Annotated in this window: 22 protein-coding genes, 1 tRNA gene and 1 riboswitch; of the genes, 13 read left to right on the top strand and 10 right to left on the bottom strand. The window is 65.5% G+C overall.

The features are described from left to right. Window positions 1-20: 20 nt before the first annotated feature. Complete coding sequence (gene groL / locus ACODTW_RS06140) at window positions 21-1,664, bottom strand: chaperonin GroEL (protein WP_488945075.1); 1,644 nt, start codon at window positions 1,662-1,664, stop codon at window positions 21-23. Window positions 1,665-1,714: 50 nt separating this feature from the next. After that, the gene (gene groES / locus ACODTW_RS06145; RefSeq protein WP_488945076.1) at window positions 1,715-2,005 is read right to left on the bottom strand and encodes a co-chaperone GroES; all 291 of its coding nucleotides are present in this window, start codon (window positions 2,003-2,005) and stop codon (window positions 1,715-1,717) included. A 203-nt stretch (window positions 2,006-2,208) separates the two neighbouring features. On the opposite strand from groES, the gene ACODTW_RS06150 reads away from it, so the two are divergent. Then, window positions 2,209-3,132 carry a methyltransferase domain-containing protein gene (locus tag ACODTW_RS06150; RefSeq protein ID WP_488945077.1) on the top strand — a complete coding sequence of 308 codons (924 nt, stop codon included), beginning with the start codon at window positions 2,209-2,211 and terminating at the stop codon, window positions 3,130-3,132. A gap of 21 nt (window positions 3,133-3,153) precedes the next feature. Here the strand turns inward: ACODTW_RS06150 and ACODTW_RS06155 are convergent, their stop codons facing one another. Further along, window positions 3,154-3,504 carry a hypothetical protein gene (locus tag ACODTW_RS06155; protein ID WP_488945078.1) on the bottom strand — a complete coding sequence of 117 codons (351 nt, stop codon included), beginning with the start codon at window positions 3,502-3,504 and terminating at the stop codon, window positions 3,154-3,156. A gap of 262 nt (window positions 3,505-3,766) precedes the next feature. Here ACODTW_RS06155 and ACODTW_RS06160 point away from each other — a divergent pair, with 262 nt between their 5' ends. Beyond that, entirely contained in the window at window positions 3,767-3,970 is a 204-nt protein-coding gene (locus ACODTW_RS06160; protein WP_488945079.1) for a hypothetical protein, read from the top strand. Window positions 3,971-4,187: 217 nt separating this feature from the next. After that, window positions 4,188-4,264: transfer RNA gene (locus tag ACODTW_RS06165), tRNA-Arg, on the top strand. Between the two features lie 57 nt (window positions 4,265-4,321). Here ACODTW_RS06165 and ACODTW_RS06170 read toward each other — a convergent pair. From ACODTW_RS06170 to ACODTW_RS06190, 5 genes are all read right to left on the bottom strand, one after another. Continuing rightward, on the bottom strand, window positions 4,322-5,185 hold the full coding sequence (locus ACODTW_RS06170; protein WP_488945080.1) for a hypothetical protein: 864 nt from the start codon (window positions 5,183-5,185) through the stop codon (window positions 4,322-4,324). 328 nt (window positions 5,186-5,513) lie between these two features. Then, the gene (locus ACODTW_RS06175) at window positions 5,514-5,804 is read right to left on the bottom strand and encodes a type II toxin-antitoxin system RelE/ParE family toxin (protein WP_488945081.1); all 291 of its coding nucleotides are present in this window, start codon (window positions 5,802-5,804) and stop codon (window positions 5,514-5,516) included. Next, on the bottom strand, window positions 5,804-6,013 hold the full coding sequence (locus ACODTW_RS06180; protein ID WP_416622318.1) for an addiction module protein: 210 nt from the start codon (window positions 6,011-6,013) through the stop codon (window positions 5,804-5,806). Before ACODTW_RS06180 ends, ACODTW_RS06175 begins: the two co-directional genes overlap by 1 nt. 290 nt (window positions 6,014-6,303) lie before the next feature. Beyond that, window positions 6,304-7,509, bottom strand: a complete 1,206-nt coding sequence (metZ, locus tag ACODTW_RS06185; RefSeq protein ID WP_488945082.1) for an O-succinylhomoserine sulfhydrylase — start codon at window positions 7,507-7,509, stop codon at window positions 6,304-6,306. A gap of 91 nt (window positions 7,510-7,600) precedes the next feature. Further along, a riboswitch (SAM riboswitch) is annotated at window positions 7,601-7,678 on the bottom strand. Window positions 7,679-7,727: 49 nt separating this feature from the next. Then, on the bottom strand, window positions 7,728-8,366 hold the full coding sequence (locus ACODTW_RS06190) for a glutathione S-transferase family protein (RefSeq protein ID WP_488945083.1): 639 nt from the start codon (window positions 8,364-8,366) through the stop codon (window positions 7,728-7,730). 97 nt (window positions 8,367-8,463) lie between these two features. On the opposite strand from ACODTW_RS06190, the gene mtgA reads away from it, so the two are divergent. From mtgA to ACODTW_RS06230, 8 genes are all read left to right on the top strand, one after another. After that, entirely contained in the window at window positions 8,464-9,165 is a 702-nt protein-coding gene (gene mtgA / locus ACODTW_RS06195; protein ID WP_488945084.1) for a monofunctional biosynthetic peptidoglycan transglycosylase, read from the top strand. A 113-nt stretch (window positions 9,166-9,278) separates the two neighbouring features. Continuing rightward, entirely contained in the window at window positions 9,279-10,121 is an 843-nt protein-coding gene (gene mutM / locus ACODTW_RS06200; RefSeq protein WP_488945085.1) for a bifunctional DNA-formamidopyrimidine glycosylase/DNA-(apurinic or apyrimidinic site) lyase, read from the top strand. A gap of 17 nt (window positions 10,122-10,138) precedes the next feature. After that, window positions 10,139-10,522 (top strand): hypothetical protein, encoded by a 384-nt coding sequence (locus ACODTW_RS06205; protein WP_488945086.1) that lies wholly within the window; start codon window positions 10,139-10,141, stop codon window positions 10,520-10,522. Between the two features lie 254 nt (window positions 10,523-10,776). After that, window positions 10,777-11,040 carry a 30S ribosomal protein S20 gene (gene rpsT / locus ACODTW_RS06210; RefSeq protein WP_488945087.1) on the top strand — a complete coding sequence of 88 codons (264 nt, stop codon included), beginning with the start codon at window positions 10,777-10,779 and terminating at the stop codon, window positions 11,038-11,040. 691 nt (window positions 11,041-11,731) lie between these two features. Beyond that, a complete protein-coding gene (gene dnaA, locus ACODTW_RS06215; protein ID WP_488945088.1) occupies window positions 11,732-13,150 on the top strand; it encodes a chromosomal replication initiator protein DnaA in 1,419 nt (472 codons plus the stop codon). Between the two features lie 74 nt (window positions 13,151-13,224). Then, window positions 13,225-14,121, top strand: a complete 897-nt coding sequence (locus ACODTW_RS06220; protein ID WP_488945089.1) for a substrate-binding periplasmic protein — start codon at window positions 13,225-13,227, stop codon at window positions 14,119-14,121. Between the two features lie 180 nt (window positions 14,122-14,301). Further along, the gene (locus tag ACODTW_RS06225; RefSeq protein WP_488945090.1) at window positions 14,302-16,005 is read left to right on the top strand and encodes an Eco57I restriction-modification methylase domain-containing protein; all 1,704 of its coding nucleotides are present in this window, start codon (window positions 14,302-14,304) and stop codon (window positions 16,003-16,005) included. Then, window positions 16,002-17,066: a BsuBI/PstI family type II restriction endonuclease gene (locus ACODTW_RS06230; RefSeq protein ID WP_488945091.1), complete on the top strand. Its 1,065-nt coding sequence runs from the start codon at window positions 16,002-16,004 to the stop codon at window positions 17,064-17,066. The genes ACODTW_RS06225 and ACODTW_RS06230 overlap by 4 nt, the downstream gene beginning before the upstream one ends. 135 nt (window positions 17,067-17,201) lie before the next feature. On the opposite strand, the gene ACODTW_RS06235 is transcribed toward ACODTW_RS06230, so the two are convergent. Further along, window positions 17,202-17,678: an Lrp/AsnC family transcriptional regulator gene (locus tag ACODTW_RS06235; RefSeq protein WP_488945092.1), complete on the bottom strand. Its 477-nt coding sequence runs from the start codon at window positions 17,676-17,678 to the stop codon at window positions 17,202-17,204. A gap of 143 nt (window positions 17,679-17,821) precedes the next feature. On the opposite strand from ACODTW_RS06235, the gene ACODTW_RS06240 reads away from it, so the two are divergent. Both ACODTW_RS06240 and ACODTW_RS06245 read left to right on the top strand, forming a co-directional pair. Next, complete coding sequence (locus tag ACODTW_RS06240; RefSeq protein WP_488945093.1) at window positions 17,822-18,172, top strand: hypothetical protein; 351 nt, start codon at window positions 17,822-17,824, stop codon at window positions 18,170-18,172. 5 nt (window positions 18,173-18,177) lie between these two features. Next, window positions 18,178-18,507: a hypothetical protein gene (locus ACODTW_RS06245; protein ID WP_488945094.1), complete on the top strand. Its 330-nt coding sequence runs from the start codon at window positions 18,178-18,180 to the stop codon at window positions 18,505-18,507. Between the two features lie 7 nt (window positions 18,508-18,514). On the opposite strand, the gene ACODTW_RS06250 is transcribed toward ACODTW_RS06245, so the two are convergent. After that, complete coding sequence (locus tag ACODTW_RS06250; protein WP_488945095.1) at window positions 18,515-20,353, bottom strand: ABCB family ABC transporter ATP-binding protein/permease; 1,839 nt, start codon at window positions 20,351-20,353, stop codon at window positions 18,515-18,517. Between the last annotated feature and the right edge of the window lie 21 nt (window positions 20,354-20,374).

Here is a 20,374-nt window from a genome sequence, read left to right on the forward strand (position 1 = left end):
TTCGGCCGAACGACCGGGACTTAGAAGTCCATGTCGCCCATGCCGCCCATGCCGCCCGGGCCACCGGCCGGAGCGGACTTCGGCGCCGGCTTTTCGGCGATCATGGCTTCGGTCGTGATCAGCAGGCCGGCGATCGAGGCGGCGTCCTGCAGGGCGGCGCGCACCACCTTGGTCGGGTCGATGACGCCGAACTTGAACATGTCGCCATATTCGCCGGTCTGGGCGTTGAAGCCGTGGTTGGTGTCACCCTGCTCCAGCAGCTTGCCGACGATCACCGAGCCGTCGAAGCCGGCATTCTGGGCGATCTGACGGACCGGGGCCTGCAGGGCCTTGCGGACGATGTCGACACCGAACTTCTGGTCGGCATCGGTCGTCGCCAGGGCTTCCAGGGCCTTGGTGGCGTACAGCAGGGCCACGCCGCCGCCGGCGACGATGCCTTCCTCGACCGCGGCGCGGGTGGCATGCATCGCGTCGTCAACGCGATCCTTGCGCTCCTTCACCTCGACCTCGGTAGCGCCGCCGACGCGCAGGACCGCAACGCCGCCGGCCAGCTTGGCCAGACGTTCCTGCAGCTTCTCGCGGTCATAGTCGCTGGTGGTCTCTTCGATCTGGGCCTTGATCTGGGCGATACGGGCCGTGATGTCTTCCTTGGAACCCTCACCATCAACGATGGTGGTGTTGTCCTTGGAGATCGTCACCTTCTTGGCGCGGCCCAGCATGTCCAGGGTCACGTTCTCCAGCTTGATGCCCAGATCTTCGCTGATGACCTGGCCGCCCGTCAGGATGGCCATGTCTTCCAGCATCGCCTTGCGACGGTCACCGAAGCCCGGGGCCTTCACGGCGGCGATCTTCAGGCCGCCGCGCAGCTTGTTGACGACCAGCGTGGCCAGGGCCTCGCCTTCCACATCCTCGGCCACGATGACCAGCGGACGCGACGACTGAACGACGGCTTCCAGCACCGGCAGCATGGCCTGCAGGCCCGACAGCTTCTTGTCGAACAGCAGGATGTAGGGGCTTTCCAGGTCCGCAACCATCTTGTCGGCGTTGGTCACGAAATAGGGCGACAGGTAGCCGCGGTCGAACTGCATGCCCTCGACGACGTCCAGCTCGGTCTCCAGGCTCTTGGATTCCTCGACCGTGATGACGCCTTCATTGCCGACGCGGGCCATGGCTTCGGCGATCTTGGCGCCGATAAAGGCCTCGCCGTTGGCGGAGATGGTGCCGACCTGGGCGATCTCGTCGTTGGTCGTGACCTTGCGGCTACGGGCCTGGATGTCGGCCACGACGGTGGCGACGGCCAGATCGACGCCGCGCTTCACATCCATCGGGTTCATGCCGGCGGCGATGGCCTTGGCGCCCTCACGGACGATGGCCTGGGCCAGCACGGTGGCGGTGGTGGTGCCGTCGCCGGCCAGATCGGCCGTCTTCTGCGCCACTTCCTTCACCATCTGGGCGCCCATGTTCTCGAACTTGTCAGCCAGTTCGATTTCCTTGGCGACCGAGACACCGTCCTTGGTGATGCGGGGAGCGCCGAAGCTCTTCTCGATCACGACGTTGCGGCCCTTCGGACCCAGGGTCACCTTCACGGCGTCGGCCAGAATGTCCACGCCGCGCAGCATCTTGGCGCGGGCGTCGGAGCCGAACTTAACTTCCTTGGCAGCCATTGCTCTAATCCTTTGAAATCTATGGGTCAGGCGGGATCAGGTGATCCGACTCAGGCGTTCAGAACGCCCATGATGTCGCTTTCCTTCATGATCAGGTATTCGACACCGTCGATCTTCACCTCGGTGCCCGACCACTTGCCGAACAGGACGCGATCGCCGGCCTTGACGTCCAGCGCGATCAGCTTGCCGGCCTCGTCACGGGCACCCGAACCCACGGCGACCACCTCGCCCTCCTGGGGCTTTTCCTTGGCGGTGTCGGGGATGATGATGCCGCCGGCGGTCTTCTGCTCGGACTCAACGCGCTTGACCACGACGCGGTCGTGCAGCGGACGGAACTTCATAGGATCTCTCCCTGAAAAGGCAAAAGGGTTTGGCGTGAGCCTGTTGTTAGCACTCACGCTCGGTGAGTGCCAATGAGCTAATCACCCCAGCCCCGACTGTCAAGAAGTGCTCTGTCATATTTCCATGAAAGTGCCATGACGTGTCGGCAGGTCGATCGTTCCGGCGGTTGCGGCGGGGGCCGGACCGGGGTATGGCAGAGACCATGAGCGACAACGACACCATGTTCCTGTTCGACCGCCCCCTGGTCCGCCGCCATCGCGACCGGGCCGCGGCCGGTTTCGGGCAGTTCGACTTTCTGCTGCGCGACGTGGCCGAACGGCTGGGCGAGCGGCTGGAGATGATCCGCCGCGACTTCCCGCGCGTGCTGAACCTGGGCTGCCATGGCGGCGAAGTGGAGGCGGCCTTGAAGGGCCGCAACGGCATCGCCCATCTGGTGCATGCCGACCTGTCACCGGCCATGGCCGCCCTCGCCGGCGCCCAAACAGGCAGCCCGGCCCTGGCGATGGATGAGGAGGCGCTGTCCTTCGCCCCCGGCAGCTTCGACATGGTCGTGTCCAACCTGTCGCTGCATTGGGTGAACGACCTGCCGGGCGCCCTGATCCAGGCGCGTCAGGTGTTGCGGCCCGACGGGCTGTTCATCGCCGCCATGCTGGGCGGCGACAGCCTGTTCGAACTGCGCCGCGCCCTGATGGAGGCGGAGACGGAGGTGACGGGTGGCGTGTCGGCCCGGATCAGTCCCATGGCCGGATTGCGCGATGCCGCCGGCCTGTTGCAGCGGGCGGGTTTCGCCCTGCCCGTGGCCGACATGGACACGCTGACCGTCAGCTATCCCGACCCGTTCCGGCTGATGCGCGACCTGCGCGGCATGGGGGAAACCAACGCCGCCTTCAGCCGGCTGAAGCAGCCGACGCGGCGCGCGGTCATCCTCCGGGCGGCCGAACGCTATATGGAGCTGTTCCGGGAAGCGGACGGCACCGTGCCTGCCACGTTCGAGGTGATCTTCCTGGCCGGCTGGTCGCCCGATGCATCGCAGCAGCAACCGGCCAAGCGCGGCAGCGCCACCCACCGGCTGGCCGACGCATTGAACAGCATCGAGCAGACGGTGCCGGGCGCCAAACCGCATTGACTAAGCAAGGCTGCGGACTGTTCAGGGGATCAGCGTCACCGTTTCCCCATGCATCGGTTCGGCCCGGACCACAGTGACCTTGCCGACCGGCGGAATGAACAGTGTATAGGTCGTCCCGCCCGCCAGATAGGCAAAGCAGGCCAAATGCACGCCACCATCGGCGGCCGTGTCCGCCTGCCGGATCAGGGGACAATCATGCCCGCCGATATTGATGGCCTTGGTTTGCGCGGCTGCGGTGGCGGGCATGGTAACGTCGATCCGATGCGCGCCTTCACGACCGACCGTATAGTCGCATCGTCCATTGGCGGCGGGTGAGCACATCTCCGGTTCCGCCGACGCCGCCACTGCCGCACCGGGAAGGGTAAGCGTCATCGCGCCGGCGGCCACAGCCCGGCACAATATGACGCGCCATATCGAAAACATGTTGGAAACCCCCTTTGGGATCTAGGAGTGAGGCCGCCCCTAGCTCAGGAAATAAGACAGTGGCTGACACGAAATCAACCACGAATGTGTAAAGCAAATGCCATACTCCCAAAGGACGGGGCGGGCGTGACTGCTCAAAGGAAAGGGATGACGCGGCCGGACGGGCATGCTTAAAGCTGTGCCGGAGCAGTGATCCGAACGGGAAGGGCCCATGTCCAACGAGGAAGATATCGTCGAGCGGTTGCGCCGCCGCGCCGCCCGTGCCCGGGACCGCTATCCGGATGAATCATCCGATCCGGCGACGCTGGTCGGTGGCCTGATCCAGGATTACGAGGCCGCCGCCGACGAAATTCAGCGGATGCGGGATGCCTTGAAGGATTTGTCGCGTCAGGCCCTGCGGGCCATGCTGGGCTGATATCCTGTCCCGGCCAAGGGACGCTGACCGAGAAGGCGTATGGCCGCGCGATTGTGGCCTTTGATCGGCCCCGATCACCGGGACACCGTATCAGCGGCCAGGACCGGCCTTTTCCCTGCCCACCGGTTTCCGCCATTCTTTCCGTCAGGAAGCAATTGCACCCACCGAAATGATGCGCTATGGTCCGCGCCGCTCGGGGGAAGACCCCGGCCGGCATGGACCCGTAGCTCAGCTGGATAGAGCGCTGCCCTCCGAAGGCAGAGGCCGATGGTTCGAATCCATTCGGGTCCGCCAATTTTTTCCAAATGAAATCAGTGACTTAGCCATATTACAGGCATGGACCGATCCCAATCACGGATCGAGGTTGGAAATGGGGATGCAGTCCAACTCCCATTTGACGGATCTGCCAGCCACTACATGGAAGAATTTCCATTCCCCATCTATCTGCGTAGCGGCGAGGAAGATGTGATCCGGGCGGTCATCCCGACCAGTTAGGGCTGCTTCAAGCGCCTCTGCGACCAGGACATGGTTGGTGAGCGCAATGTCGGAGTATTCCAGGATCAGGATCGTGCAGTCTCCATCCCTTCGGCAGTCCGTCAGCTTCGGCAGTTTCTTGTCGAGCGCCGTCCTGATGCGGTCCCGACGCAAATCCTCGATGGTGTTGTCATCACCAACGAACCGGGCGAGGGCGAATCTGCCGTCATGACGGCCGTCTGCCCCGGTCCAATGAATGAAGCGGGTGAGCGTCAGGGGAATGCCATCGATCTCGGTGGTGTTGGTGCTTCGGTGCCCGAATGGAGCGTGGTCGCGATCTAGGTGCCGTGGAGATTCGGCATGAAGCTCGGCGCCGGCCCTGAGAATCCAGGCGATGATATGCTGGCGTAGCGCCGGATGCGTCCTACGATGCCTACCGTCCGTCGGATTTTCCGGGAAGATGATCTCGTAGTAACCAGGAAACGGGAGCTTGCCACGCAATTCCTCTTCGATATCTGCGACGAAGTTGGCGAAATCCTTTTCCATGGCAATCGCCCCGGAGAACGGCTCGATCACAGTATGCTCGATGGCATACCTGCGCTCACCCAGGCGGAAGCGGATTTCGACCGGAGGCCCCGAGGCGTCATCTTCCGGAATGGTCACGTCATACCTTTTTAGCCCGAGCTTGCCCTCCAGAAGACGGACCATGGCTTCGCACAGAAGCTGCTCATTCTTCTTCATCTTATGCCGCCCCCGCCTCTTGCCCGGGATACCATATTCGAACACATACTGGTCGGTATGACGGCGGACATAGTGTGGAACCGCAGCAGCCTGTCGGGAACGTTCAACCGCCCGCGGCGCTTCGACGTTTCGGTGTGGCCCGCGCGGCGGAACTCGATAACGCCGGTGTCAAGATCGACATGGCCGTTATTGGGTTTTGTTTCTATTCCGAGCTCAAGATAACACTTTGGCGCCAGGGCAAGCGAATAAAGCGTGCCCGTCCATTACCCTCAGGCTTTACGGGGTAATATGACTCGCATGACATTACGGACCCGCGACGATTGTGCCGTCATGTGCGCTGCTGCCACTGGCGTGGGTCGCGGCGGTCATGGAAACAGGCGACGATCTCCACCTCGCCCGGGAGGATGCGGAAAACCAGCCCATAGGGAAAGCGGCGAAACCCGACACGGCGGATGTCCCGCCGTATGCAGGGAAACTGGTGCGGATTGTCGCGCAGGCGCTCCAGCAGACGCTCGAACTCGTCGAGGAAGCGGGCGGCCAGCCCCTCGCGGATGCCGCCGTACCACGCCAGCGCGTCGTCCAGTTCGGCCTCGGCGGCAGACGTCAGGCGGACGCGCATCACGCGTGGCGGCGGCGAAGATCGGCCAGCGCCTCGAAGGCGTCGCGGCCTTCGCCCGGCTCGGCATCCAACATGGCCAATCGCCGGTCCAACTCAGCGGCCTGGGCGTTGGTGAGCGGCACCGCGTCATGGTCGATGCTGTCGCAGAGGTCCGCAATCAGGTCGAGCCGCTGCTCGGTGGTAAGATGGCTGAAATCCAGTGTCGACATGCTTGGCACTCCAACTCATTCTACGTTTGTACCACGGCACGCCGTCACGTCAGAGGTCATGATTTGGGTCCGCACGGTCGTTTCCCCAATGTCCATGTCAGCCGATCAGCATCAAGCGCGATGGCGATTGTCAGCTGCTTCGAATCCATTCGGGTCCGCCACTTTACTTCCCAACATCGCAGATAAAGAAGCTTGCCTGTCTTGCATGGCATCGGGCGGCGTAGAGTCGTTTCCGGCTGACCGGAACCATCCCCGGCGATAGGCTACCGCCGGGGATGTCACATGTCGCGTCAGACCAGCGTGTCCAGCCCGCGCCGCAGGTCAGCGATCAGATCGTCGGCATCCTCCAGCCCCACGGACAGGCGGATGGTGCCGGGGCCGATGCCGACGATGGCGCGTTCGGCGTCCGTCAGGCGCTGGTGCGTCGTCGTGGCCGGGTGGGTGGCCAGCGACTTTGAATCGCCCAGATTATTGGAGATCTTGGCCACGCGCAGCCCGTTCAGCACGGCAAAGGCCGCGGCCTTGGCGTCGCCCTTGTACGGCTTCAGATGGAAGCAGATCAGGTTGCTGCCGGACTTCATCTGCCGCTTCAGCAGGGCGCGCTGCGGGTGGCTGTCCAATCCGGCATAGAGCACACGCTCCACGGCCGGATGGCCTTCCAGGAAGGTGGCGACCTTCAGGGCGCTGGCGGACGCCGCATTGACGCGCAGTTCCAGCGTCTCCAGACCCTTCAGCAGGTTCCAGGCGTTGAAGGGGCTGAGCGCCGGGCCTGTATGGCGCAGGAACGGAGCGATCAGGGCCGCCACATCGTCTTCGCACAGGATGGCGCCGCCCAGACAGCGGCCCTGACCGTCAATATGCTTGGTCGCGGAATAGACGACGACATCGACGCCGAAGCTGCGCGGCTTTTGCAGGACGGGCGTGGCGAAGACATTATCCACCACCACCTTGGCCCCGGCCTTGTGGGCCAGCGGCACGACATGGGCCAGGTCGACCACTTCCAGACAGGGATTGCTGGGCGTTTCCAGGAACACCAGATTGGTCGGCACCGACAGCGCCTGTTCCCATTCCTCCGGCTTGGTGCCGTCGATGATGACGCTTTCGATGCCGAAGCGCTTGGCCAGATCGCTGACGATATAAAGGCAGGACCCGAACAGGGCGCGCGACGCCACGATCCGGTCGCCGGCCTTCAGCAGGCCGAAGACGGCGGCATGCACGGCGGCCATGCCCGACGCGGTCGCAAAGCAGCGGGGGAAGCCCTCATACTTTGCCAGCCGATCCTCGAACATGGCGACGGTCGGGTTGCGGAAGCGGGAATAGACGAAACGCGAACCGTCATTGATGAAGGCCGCTTCCGCCGCTTCCGCACTGGTATAGGTGAAACCCGACGTCAGGAAGATGGCCTCGCTCGTCTCCTCGAACTGGCTGCGGCGGGTACCGCCATGCACCAGCAGGGTCGCGGGGTTCACATCTTCGGGCAGATCGCTCATCGCCATGTTCCTTCCAGAAGTCTTAGGGCCGCTTTGTTCAAGCATAAAGACGGCCCCGACCGTTCGATCGAGGCCCGTACCCGCCTTTGCCGGCTTCTGGTCCATGGCTTCGACCTTTTAGCAGTTTCTTTAACGTGGTCTGCAATCCGGTCACCAAATCACCACGTCCTGTCGTTAAATCCCGGCGGCGTGGGCTTGTCAAGCGGTCCGCCGCCGGTTGTCCGTCAATAGCAGGGTTGCGACAGCCCTTCCTTTTCGAAGGCCGCCTTGACGGGAGGCAGGGCCAGCGTGCGGGCGGCGTGCGCGCCCAGGTTGGGCAGGGTGCGCGGCGGGCGGGTCGCGAAATTGCGGCCCCAGCGCACCATCATCAGCAGCATGAAGTCGACCATGGTCGGCCGGTCGCCCACCAGCCATTCCCGTCCGTCCAGGGCCTTTTCAATCGTGTCGAACAGGGCGTTCACGCGGGCTTCGGCCGCCTGCCTGACGCTGTCGGCAAAGGCGGGGTCGGTCACCTGGCGGTCGGGATAGTAATAGGCGATATAGCCCACCTGCACGGAATTGGTCAGGTGGATCAACCATTGATAGGCCAGCGACCGGTCCAGCGTGCCCAGCGCCGGCATCAGCCCGGCTTGCGGATGCTTATCGGCCAGATGCAGCAGGATGGCCGCGGTTTCAAAAATGGGCTGGTCATCATCGACCAGCACGGGGATGCGACCCGTCGGATTAAGGCGCTTGTAAGCCGCCCCCTCATGTTCCCTGGCGGCGGTATCGACGGGGACCAGCTCATAGGGCGCGCCGATGGCCTCCAGCGCCATATGGACCACCAGATTGGCCTGTCCGGGGTTGCCGTAAAGCTTGTACATCGCGCGTTCTCCCTGAATGAACGTTTGTCCCTTTTTACGCGTTTGCGCCACGCCCGCATGGGATTACATGTCATGGCGACAAATGGCGGGGGATGGCGTGGCGTCTGCAGGCGGGCGGAACTGGCGGCGGCGGCTGGCGCGGGGCATCGCCTGGGCAGCGGGTGGCTTTGTGGTGCTGTCCATCCTGTGGGTGCTGGCCTATGCCGTGCTGCCGGTGCCGGGCACGCCGCTGATGGTGATCCGCGCGCTGCAGGGCGATGGCTGGCACCGGGAATGGCGGGCGCTGGAAAAGTTGGGGCCGCACCTGCCCCGCGCCGTCATCGCGGCGGAGGACAGCCGCTTCTGCGGCCATATGGGCATCGATGTCGACGCTATCGAACAGGCGATGGAGCGTAACGAGAAAAGCCGGCGTCTGCGCGGCGGCAGCACCATCAGCCAGCAGGTGGCCAAGAACGCCTTCCTCTGGCCCGACCGGTCCTGGCTGCGCAAGGGTGTGGAACTGTGGTTCACGCTGCTGGTGGAAACCTTCTGGTCCAAGCACCGCATCCTGGAGGTCTATCTGAATATCGTCGAATGGGCGCCCGGCGTGTACGGGGCCGAATCGGCGGCAAGAAGCTGGTTCGGCAAAGGTGCCGCAGACCTGTCGACCCGTGAGGCGGCCCTGCTGGCGGCCATCCTGCCCAATCCGCGTCAGTGGAAGGCCAACCCGCCCGGCCGCTATGTTGCGGGCCGGGCAGGGGTCCTGTCACAGCGGATGGAAATCGTGCGCCGGGACGGGCTGGATGCCTGCATTCGCTGAGAGGCGGCATCGACGCCGGATACCGGTGATGGCCCGGTCCGGCATCCGGCCGTCGCGGGACGGGTCCGGCCGTGCTATCACGGCCGGGTCCCCTTTGTTGCCGAGCCGAGCCCATGCCCGAACTGCCCGAGGTTGAAACCGTCCGCCGCGGCCTGGCCATGAAGCTGGAAGGGCGGCGTCTGGTGCGGGTGGATCAGCACCGGCCGGACCTGCGCTTCCCGCTGCCGGCCGATTTTGCCCGCCGCCTGACAGGTCGCCAGGTGCTGTCGCTGGACCGAAGGGCCAAATATATCCTGATCCGGGTCGAAGGCGGGCTGGTCTGGATGATCCATCTGGGCATGTCGGGCAGCATGGTGGTGAAGCCGGGCCCGGCCCCGGTGCCCGCCGTTCACGACCATCTGGTCTTCCATACCGATGATGGCTGGGTCGTCACCTATAATGATGTGCGTCGGTTCGGCTTCATGGATCTGTTCGATGAAGCGGGGCTGGACAGCCATCCCATGCTGGCCGGACTGGGGCCCGAGCCGCTGGGCAACGGCTTCCATGCCGGGGGACTGTCGGCCCGCCTGCGCGGCCGGGCGGCCCCGATCAAGGCGCTGCTGCTGGACCAGAAGGTGGTGGCGGGCCTGGGCAATATCTATGTCTGCGAGGCGCTGTTCCGGGCTGGCATCGACCCCACCCGCAGCGGCGACAGCGTGGCCGGCGCGGATGCCGAGCGCCTGGTGCCCATCATCCGCGATGTGCTGGGCGAGGCGATTGCCGCCGGCGGTTCCACCTTGCGCGACTTTGTGCAATCGGATGGCGAGCTGGGCTATTTCCAGCACCGCTTCCAGGTCTATGGGCGCGAGGGCGAGGCGTGCGGGCGGTGCGATTGCGACGTGGCCGCCACCGGCGGTGTCGCGCGCATCACACAGTCAGGCCGTTCCACTTTCTTCTGTGCGCGGCGCCAACGCTAGGGTATGCAGACAAGACCATGCTGTCGCATCCGTTTTCGGGCCTGCGCGCCCTGCTGACCGCCGCCCTGATCCTACTGGCCACGGCCCTGGTGCCGGGGCAGGCCCTGGCCGCTTTCGTGCCGGGAACGGAAGACGTGCCGCTGGCCCCTGGCCTGACGGCTGCCGCCGATGACGCACTGGTCTTCGACAATCCGGCAGGCCGCATCGTCCAGTCCGTGGCCACGGGCCAGGGGGATGCCGATGCCGTCACCCGCTTCTATGCCGAGACCTTGCCGCAGCTGGGCTGGAGCAAGGGGGCGGACGGACACTGGACGCGCGGGGAGGAAGTGCTGGATATCGGTATCGAACAGCAGGGAAAACGTCTGTCGGTGCGCTTCCAGCTGTCACCCCACGGCCCTTGAGGGAACGCAACCCAGCCCGAACAAGGGATGGGGTGTTCAAATCAAACCAACAACAATATAAACGCTTTTACTGCAGCGCGTTCGGGAATGACTCTCCCGCGACTCGATGAAGACTCTGGCACGACCCCCGGGCTGATGGCCAGACAAGCAAGTTTCGTATGGGGGCCTTGCCCGCACCCGCTTGACGGGGCGGTGGGGCGCCTGTATAAGCGCCGCTTCCTACGGCATATCCATGTCCCGCGTAAAGGTTTCCTATGGCCAATCATAAGTCCGCTGAGAAGCGCATCCGTCAGACCGCCACCCGGACTGAGGTCAATCGCGCCCGCGTCAGCCGCATCCGCACCTTCCTGAAGAAGGTTGAGACCGCCATCGCCTCTGGCGACAAGGGCGTCGCTGCCGAGGCCTTCAAGCAGGCCCAGCCCGAGCTGATGCGCGGTGTGAGCAAGGGCGTGCTGCACGCCAACACCGTTTCGCGCAAGCTGTCGCGCCTGTCCGGCCGTATCAAGGCCCTGGCCTGATACTTGAGCTTGCCGTGGAAGAACCCGCGCGGTGCGCTTCGCCCGCGCGGTTTTCTTTGTCACGTCGTCGCTTGTCACGGGCAAGGACGACAAGGGCACGGCAGGAACGCAGCAAGGCCAGTCGTTCGATGGGCCGATGCGGCGCGAACGATCTTTGCTTTTTTGTGCGTTCCCTTTTCGGTCCCGTTGCGACTCTGCCTGTACCCTTCTAGCATCCTCCGGCCGCTGATCGGCGGCACAATGGAAGCAATGCAGACGGGGCGACGACGCCATTGGATGACAGTCCAACGGGGTGTCGGCGGCAATGGACGCCAAGAAGCGTCCTAATTCCGGCTCCGCCGGCATACTGCCATTTCTTGAAAACACACCTGTACGAAGGGAGTATCCCGCCAGGGAACACCCAGCGTCATGGTTTTGTGTTTCCGCTACCGTCCGTATTACCCACAATAAGGGTGCAACAACGAGGACGGAGCGGCTGGTGCAGCAGAATCTGTCTGGTACCGATCGAGGGGACGATTGGTACCCCGGAACGGGTTCGTTGGTGCTGCCGGGTTGGTGATCGCGCCGGGACAGGTCGATGTTCGACCTGCGGCCAGTCGTTCGGTCCGTGCGGCGATATATTCTTGCATGATCCATTCTTCCGCGTTGCGGAAGAAGTGCGGTTGAGCCTTGGGGCAGGAGCAACGATCGAATGTCGGTGCAGGGTTCGCTGGACCAACAGTGGGCGCGGGTGCGGGGCCGGTTGAAGGACGAGGTGGGCGAGACCGCCTATCGGTCCTGGCTGAAGCCCTTGACCGTCGGCTCCCTGGATGGCGGGCAACTGCGCATCCTGGTGCCCACGCGCTTCATGCGCGACTGGATTCGCACCCATTATGCCGACCGCATCCGCGCGCTGTTCTCCGGCGAGAATCCGGGCGTGCAGACGGTGGAGATCGTGGTGGCCAGTGCCTCCCGGCCCGATCCCGCTGCCGCCGCGAATGATGCGCCCACGGTCCCTGCGACCGCCCCGACCCGGGTCGAGCCCGTGGCTGAGCTGGTGATCGAGCCGACCCCGTCCCTGACGGTGACGGAGGATCGCACCGACGAGATGTCGGCTCCGCTGGACCCCCGCTTCACCTTTGAGAATTTCGTCGTCGGCAAGCCCAACGAACTGGCTTTTGCCGCCGCCCGCCGTGTGGCCGACGCGCAGGCCGTGCCCTTCAACCCGCTGTTCCTTTATGGCGGGGTCGGGCTGGGCAAGACGCACCTGATGCATGCCATCGCCTGGGCCATCCGCAAAAAGGACCCGTCGCGCCGCGTCATCTATCTGTCGGCCGAAAAGTTCATGTACCAGTTCATCCGGGCGCTGCGCTTCAAGGACACGATGGCCTTCAAGGAGCAGTTCCGGTCGGTCGACGTGCTGATGATCGACGATGTGCAGTTCATCAGCGGCAAGGACAGCACGCAGGAAGAATTCTTCCACACCTTCAACGCCCTGGTGGATCAGAACCGCCAGGTCATCATCAGCGCCGACAAGAGCCCGTCGGATCTGGAAGGGATGGAAGAACGGCTGCGCTCGCGTCTGGGCTGGGGTCTGGTGGCCGACATCCATCCCACGACCTATGAGCTGCGCCTGGGCATCCTGGGCCAGAAGGCTGACCGCATCGGCGCCAAGGTACCGCCCAAGGTCCTGGAATTCCTGGCCCATAAGATCACCAGCAATGTGCGTGAGCTGGAAGGGGCGCTGAACCGCATCGTCGCCCATGCCGAACTGGTGGGCCGCGCCATCACCCTGGAATCGGCGCAGGACGTGCTGCACGATCTGCTGCGCGCCAGCAACCGGCGCGTGACCATCGAAGAGATCCAGAAGAAGGTCGCGGAACATTTCAACATCCGCCTGGCCGACATGAGCAGTGCCCGCCGCGCCCGCGCCGTGGCCCGCCCGCGCCAGGTGGCCATGTATCTGGCCAAGCAGCTGACCCAGCGGTCCCTGCCGGAGATCGGCCGCAAGTTCGGCGACCGCGACCACACCACGGTCATGCACGCCGTGCGCAAGGTCGATGAACTGTGCGGCACCGATCCCGCCTTTGCCGAGGATGTGGAACTGCTGCGGCGCATGCTGGAAGGGTGATCCCCTTCCGCTTGCATCCCCCCCTTTCATGTGTTTCCTAGAGGAATCGGGACGCGCGCGGTCGCCGGGGGAAGATGATGCGGGGGCTGTGGTCCCTATTTCTGTTTCTGTCCATCGTCTGGGCATGGATGGTTCCGGCCAGCGCCGGGACGCCGGAACCCACGACCATCCGCGTCTCCGACTGGCGCGGTGCGGGGGAACAGCAGCGGCCGGATTATTTCCATGACCTGTTCCGGCGCCTGCTGGCGTTGACAGAACCCGCCTTTGGTCCCGTGACCGTAATCCCTGTCACGGACAAGCTGTCCCAGGGGCGGTTGCTGGCCGAACTGAAGGCCGGGCGGATCGATGTCAGCTGGATCGGCACCAATGCGGAGCGGGAACGGGATGCCCTGGCCGTGCGCATTCCCATTGATATGGGCCTGATCGGGCAGCGCGTGCCGATCATCCGCGTCGACCGGGCAGCGGACTTCGCCCGGGTGCGCAATGTCGAGGATCTGAGGCACTTCACGGCCTGTCAGGGCGCGCAATGGCCCGATGCCGATGTGCTGGCCGCGTCCGGTCTGCCCCAGGTCGCGCATGTGCATTTCGATCAGCTTTACGCCATGCTGCGGGCTGGCCGCTGCGACTACTTCGCCCGCGGCGTGTCAGAGGTGGCGGAGGAGTTCACCGTCTACGGTGGGCCAGGGCTGGTGGTGTTCGACCGGCTGGTCATCGCCTATCCCATGCCCGTCTATTTCTTCGTCTCTCCCGCGCGGCCCGAACTGGCCAGACGGCTGGAGACGGGCTTGCGCGCCATGCTGGCCGACGGGTCGCTGCGTCGCATGCTGTCGACCCATCCGTCGACGCGCGGTGCCTTCCCGCTGGAACGGTTCCACGACGCCACCGTCATCCACCTGCCCAACCCGACATTGCCGCCGGACACCCCGCTGGCGGAGCCGGGCTTGTGGCTGACCGTCGACGGCACCTCCTGAAGCACAGGGGCATCTGCCTTTGCCGCCGGGGTGAAAGGCGCTTGCGTCGCCCTGGCCCCTGAACGATCATAGAACATCCTTGTCCACCCGCCCTGCCTGAACGCCTTGGCCCGCCCCGTCCGCCCGTCGTCTGCCGTCCGAACGGCTGTCACCACCGCCCCCGATTCGGGGGCGTTGCTGTTGGCCGCCCTGTCGGCGCAACAGCGCCAGCAGCGGGTGACCCTGGTGCAGACCGTGGTACGCGCCTGGTGGCAGGCGCTGGACACGGGTCTGGGCCTGGCCCCCCCGCCGCCGCCGCGGGGGCCGATGACGCTGGACACGCATGTGGCTGCCGCCGCCCGCACCTATGGATGCGAACTGGCTGGCCTGCCCGTGGCCGTTGCGGCCGATCGGATCGGTGCCCTGCATGCCGGTCTGATGCCGGGGGAGGAGCGGGCGCGCCACGGCGTCTATTACACGCCCCCCGCATTGGCCGAACGGCTGGTCGAACTGGCGGATCAGGGCGGGGTCGATTGGGCCGCGGCCCGTGTGCTGGACCCGGCAGCGGGCTGTGGTGCCTTTCTGGTGCCTGCGGCCCTGCGCATGGCCGCCGCCGCCAAGGGGGTGGAGCCGGCACTGGCCGTGCGGTCCATCGCCACGCGGCTGCGCGGGCTGGAACTGGACCCCGTCGCTGCCTGGATATCCTGTGTGATGGTGGAGGCGGCGTTGCTGCCGCTGCTGCGGGTCACGGGCCAGCGCCTGTCCCCCTGCCGCGCGGCCGATGCCCTGCTGGTGCCGGAGGTGGCGGATGCCGATCTGGTCATCGGCAACCCGCCCTATGGGCGCCTGACCCTGGCGCCCGACACGCGCGCCCGCTTCGCGCGCAGCCTGTATGGCCATGCCAATCTCTATGGATTGTTCATGGATCTGGCCGTGCGTTTTGCCGCACCGGGCGGGCTGATCGCCTTCCTGACCCCGTCCTCCTTTCTGGCGGGGGATTATTTCAAGCATCTGCGCCGCACCCTGACCGATCTGGCGCCGCCCCTGTCCCTGGATTTTGTCGATGAACGCAAGGGCGTGTTCGACAATGTGTTGCAGGAGACGGTGCTGGCGACATATCGCCGGACGGGCGGGCGCAAGCGGCGGCCGGTCCGCGCCCTGGTCAACATGATCCGGGCGGGCGGGGATGGCGGGCTTGACGTCCTGCCGTCGGGGTCCTTCACCCTGCCGGCGGAACCGACGGCCCCCTGGATATTGCCCCGCCATGCCAGCGAGACGGGGTTGGCCACGCGGTTGCGCACCTTGGACAGCCGGCTGGCCGACTGGGGCTATCGCGTGGCCACGGGCCCCCTGGTCTGGAACCGCTACAAGCCGCAGATTGCCGACAAGGCCGGAAGGGGCGCCGTGCCCCTGGTCTGGGCCGAAAGCGTCACACCCGACGGGCGCTTCACCTATCGCTGTGAAAAGACCAACCACAAGCCCTGGTTCCACCCCGCCGCGCGCCGCGATGAATGGCTGCTGACCCGCCTTCCTTGCGTGCTGTTGCAGCGGACGACGGCCAAGGAGCAGGCCCGCCGCCTGATCGCGGCCGAAATGCCGGACAGCTTCCTGGCCCGGCATCCGCGCGGGGTGACGGTGGAAAACCATCTGAACATGCTGCTGCCCTTGTCCGATCGGCCGCCGGCCGTCAGCCCCGCCGTGCTGGCCGCCTTCCTGAACAGCCGGGCGGCCGATCGTGCCTTCCGCTGCATTTCCGGTTCCGTGGCCGTGTCGGCCTATGAACTGGAGGCGCTGCCCCTGCCGCATCCGGACGCGCTGAAGGAACTGGCGTCCCTGGTGGCCACCGGTGCATCGCGTGAGCGGCTGGATCTGGCGGCGGACCGGCTGTATGGGATCGGTGGATGAGCAGCCTGCCCAAGCTGCTGGACCGTAAGGAGGTGTTGCGCCGCCTGCGGCTGGCCTTCCCCGAAGGTACGCCCGAACGCGATAAATGCGTGCGCGATGCGGCCGCCGCCACCGTGGCCGCGTTCCTGTATATCGGTGCTGTCGAAGGGGCGGATATCTGGCTGAACCCCGTGCATGTGGTGCGGATGGGCGATACGCGCATGCTGTTCGCGGCCGATGATGCCGCCCGCGCCGATTACGCCAGGGCCCCGCGGGCCACGGGCGAACGCTGGTATCAGGACAATAGCCGCGAGCAGGTTCGCGATGAGGTGATCCGTCAGGGATTGATCCCCAATGGCGCCGTCACCGAGCGGCCGGGCATACCCACGACATCATCCAAGCCGCGCTATGCCCTGTCGGCCGGCTTTGCCGCCCTGTTCGACCCGGCCTTGAAGGGCGATGCCTTGACGGCGGCGGCACGGGCCTGGGCCGACGCCACGCTGAACCCCATGGCACTGGCCCGCATTGTGTCCCTGCGCGGGTCCACCGACCGGGACGGGGGCGACGTGCTGGTCCGCTTCCCCAATGGGGAGACCCGCCTGCTGGCCCCCGGCCCCAGCAGCCGCATCGCCCAGGCCGTGGTGCAGGATTTCGCCCCCCGCTTTCTGACCGACCCCGTGGTGCTGTGGCTGTCGGAAAGTGCGGCCAAGGTTGCCGCCCGCGATGAAGGCTGGATCAAGCGGCTGCGCCTGCGCATCACGCCCGACCGCACCCTGCCCGACATCATCCTGCTGGACCGCGGGCGCAGCGCCGCCGACCTGATGCTGGTCTTCGTGGAGGTGGTGGCGACCGACGGCCCCGTCACCGAACAGCGTGCCCGCGCCTTTCTGGAAATCGCGGCCGAAGGCGGATTCGACCCGTCACGCGTGGCCTGCATCACCGCCTTTCTGGACCGTGACCGGGCAGAGGTGAAAAAGGCCCTGCCGTCACTGGCCTGGGGCAGCCAGGTCTGGTTCGCGTCCGAACCCGACCGGCTGATGCGGTTGCAACCCGCCCCCGGCCGGCTGACGGGCATGGGCTAATACCAAGCTGCGGTGAGTGAAACTCATCGTAGCTTGGTTGGCGCATTGAGCGCCCGCGACCCCATGGTCGCGTGAAGCCAAGCCGCCGGATGGCGGCGCCCGGCGCCTGAGGGCTGCATTGATCAGTACAAGGGTTTACGCCATCCCCGGCAGCGGCAGCTCCGTCGTCTCCTTCACGGTGGAGACCGAGATCATGCTGTTGATTTCGCGCACGCCCGGCAGCTTCGACAGCTTCTCGAAGAACAGCGCCTCGTAGGCCTCGATATCCTTGGTGACGATGCGCAGCAGGAAATCCACCTGCCCCATCAGCACGAAACATTCCTGCACTTCCGCGATCTGCCGGATCTTCTGGCGGAAATCGTCCAGCAGGTCGCCGCTATGCGCCTCCAGCTTCACATGGCTGAAGATCAGGACGTTCAGGCCGATGGCCTTGCGGTCCAGAAGCGCCACGCGGCGCTTGATGACACCATCCTCCTCCAGCCGCTGGATGCGGCGCCAGCAGGGGCTCTGGCTCAGGCCGACCTTTTCCGCCACCTCCGCCGCCGTCGCCGAGCCGTCCTTTTGCAACTGATCCAGAATGCGCCAATCCAGGGCATCCAGGGGCTTCTGCATGATGAATTCTCCAATGCGCGCCATCTTGCATTAAACATGCACAACTTACGGCGTCTGGACAAAACTTGCAAAGAAATGCCCCGGCCTTTGCCCTATGGTTTGCGCACCGCACAAATGCGGCTTCACCCAGACCGGAGCCAGCCATGACCACCGCCGTTGACCATCCCGCCAGCCTGACCGTCTATCGTGACCAGGCGACCGGCGCGCAGATTGCGCTTGCCGTTCACCGGGCGGCCGGTGGTGTGATTACGCCCGTGCCGTGGCAGCGGCTACCCGGGGTCGGGCTGGAGGAGGCGGTGGATGCAGCACTCCGCGCCGCCCGTACCACCCGGGCCTTCGCCATGCTGGTGCCGGGCGAGCGGGAGGAGGCGATGGCCGACCCCGTGGGCGTGCTGTCGCGCTGTCTGGTCCGGGCCGATCTGGACCGGCTGTCGGTGGGCCCCGAAATGCGCGGCGCCTCCAAAACGGCGCATCCCGCCGTCGCCGCGGAGTGATCGCCATGAAAGTCGTCGCCTTGACCCCGCCGCCCGCCGAGGCCCGTCCCACCGATCCCAACCGCACGGCCTGCTTCGCCGTGCTGGCCGAGCCCGACCCGGCCAGCCTGCCGCGCGTGCTGGAATTCTTCGCCAAGCGAGGGCTGATCCCCGCTTCTGTTCAGTCGCGCCTGTTCGAGGCGGAGGATTGCCTGCATGTGGATGTGCAGGTCCGCACCCTGACCCGTGATGAAAGCGACTATATCGCCCGCTGCCTGCGCGCCCAGCCCCTGGTCCGCCAGGTGCTGACGTCCGAACGCCACATGATGGCGGAACCCAGCGCGCTGTCGGCGTAAGGGGGGGCTACACCAGCGCGCTTTCCTGCTGCTTGGCCCACAGGGCGGCATAGGCGCCGCCCTTGGCCAGCAGGGCCAGATGGCTGCCGCGTTCGACGATGCGGCCGCCATCCAGCACGATGATCTCGTCGGCGTCGACCACGGTCGACAGGCGGTGGGCGATGACCAGGGTGGTGCGGCCGCGCGCCGCGTCGCCCAGGGCGGCCTGGATTTCCCGCTCCGTATGGGTGTCCAGCGCCGATGTCGCCTCGTCCAGGATCAGGATGGGCGGGTCCTTCAGCAGGGTACGGGCGATGGCCACGCGCTGCTTTTCCCCGCCCGACAGTTTCAGGCCGCGTTCGCCCACCATCGTGTCCCAGCCATCGGGCAGGCCCTTGATGAAATCAAGGATCTGGGCGGCATCCGCCACGCGCTCCAGCTCCGCCTGGCTGGCACCCGGGCGGCCATAGGCGATGTTGTAGCGGATGCTGTCGTTGAACAGCACGGTGTCCTGCGGAACGATGCCGATGGCCGCCCGCAGCGATGCCTGCGTCACCGTGCGCAGATCCTGCCCATCGATCAGAACACGGCCCGCCGTCGTGTCGTAGAACCGGTAGAGCAGGCGCGACAGGGTGGATTTGCCCGCACCCGTGGGGCCGACCACGGCCACCGTGTGCCCGGCCTGGACCGTGAAATCCAGCCCCTTCAGGATGGGGCGGCGGGCATCATAGGCGAATTCCACCGTCTCGAACCGCACCTCCCCGCCGCGCGTCACCAAGGGGCGGGCATCGGGCGCATCCTGCACCTCGCGGTTGACGGAGAGCAGTTCGAACATGCGCTCCATCTCGTTCAGCGATTCCTTGATGCCGCGATAGACGAAGCCGAAAATGTTCAGCGGCTGGTAAAGCTGCAGAAGATAGGTGTTCACCAGCACGAAATCGCCCAGGGTCAGCGTGCCCTTGACGATGCCGTCGCCCGCCATCCACATGACGGCCACCACGCCCGACGCGATGATGATCCCCTGACCGACATTCAGCAGCGACAGGGAGGACTGGGTGCGGACCGCCGCATCCTCGTACGCGCGCAGGGCCTTGTCGTAACGGCCGGCCTCGAACGCCTCGTTGCCGAAATACTTGACCGTTTCGTAGTTCAACAGGCTGTCGATGGCCTTGGCGCTGGCCCGGCTGTCGGCGTCCAGCATGTCGCGGCGGATGCGCGTGCGCCAGTTGGTGACGGTGATCGTGTACCAGATATAGCCCGCCACCGTGCCAAAGGTGACGGCGGCGAAGCGGATATCGAACAGATGCCAGAGAATGCCCGTCACCAGCAGGATTTCCAGCAGGGTGGGCAGGACATTGAACAGGGACGTGCCCAGCAGGCTGTCGATGGCCTTGGTCCCGCGTTCCACCACGCGGGACAGGCCGCCCGTCTGCCGCTCCAGATGGAAGCGCAGCGACAGGGCATGCAGATGCTGGAAAACGTTCAGCGCCGCCACGCGCATGGCCCGCTGACTGACCCGTTCGAAAATGGCGTCGCGCAATTCCCCGAAGGCCAGCGACAGCACGCGCGCCAGGCCGTAGGCCAGGATGAAGCCGACAGGAATGGCAAGAGCGGCGTTGGTGGTCAGGCTGTTGCCACCCGCCGTCAGCGCGTCGATGGCGCCCTTGTACCAGACGGGGACGGAGACATTGGCGCCCTTGGCCGCCGCCAGGAACAGCAATGCTGCCACCACCCGGACCTTGATCCCCGTCTGCCCCGCTGGCCAGAGATAGGGGACAAGCTGGCGCAGCACCTGCCCGTCAGTCAGGTGCTTGGCCTGCTTCCGGTTGGGGTCGTGGGAGCCGGAGGGGCGGTCGTGGCGGCGCATGATGATCCGGGGGTCGCGGCA

It is taken from the genome of Niveispirillum sp. FG148, assembly GCF_057809655.1.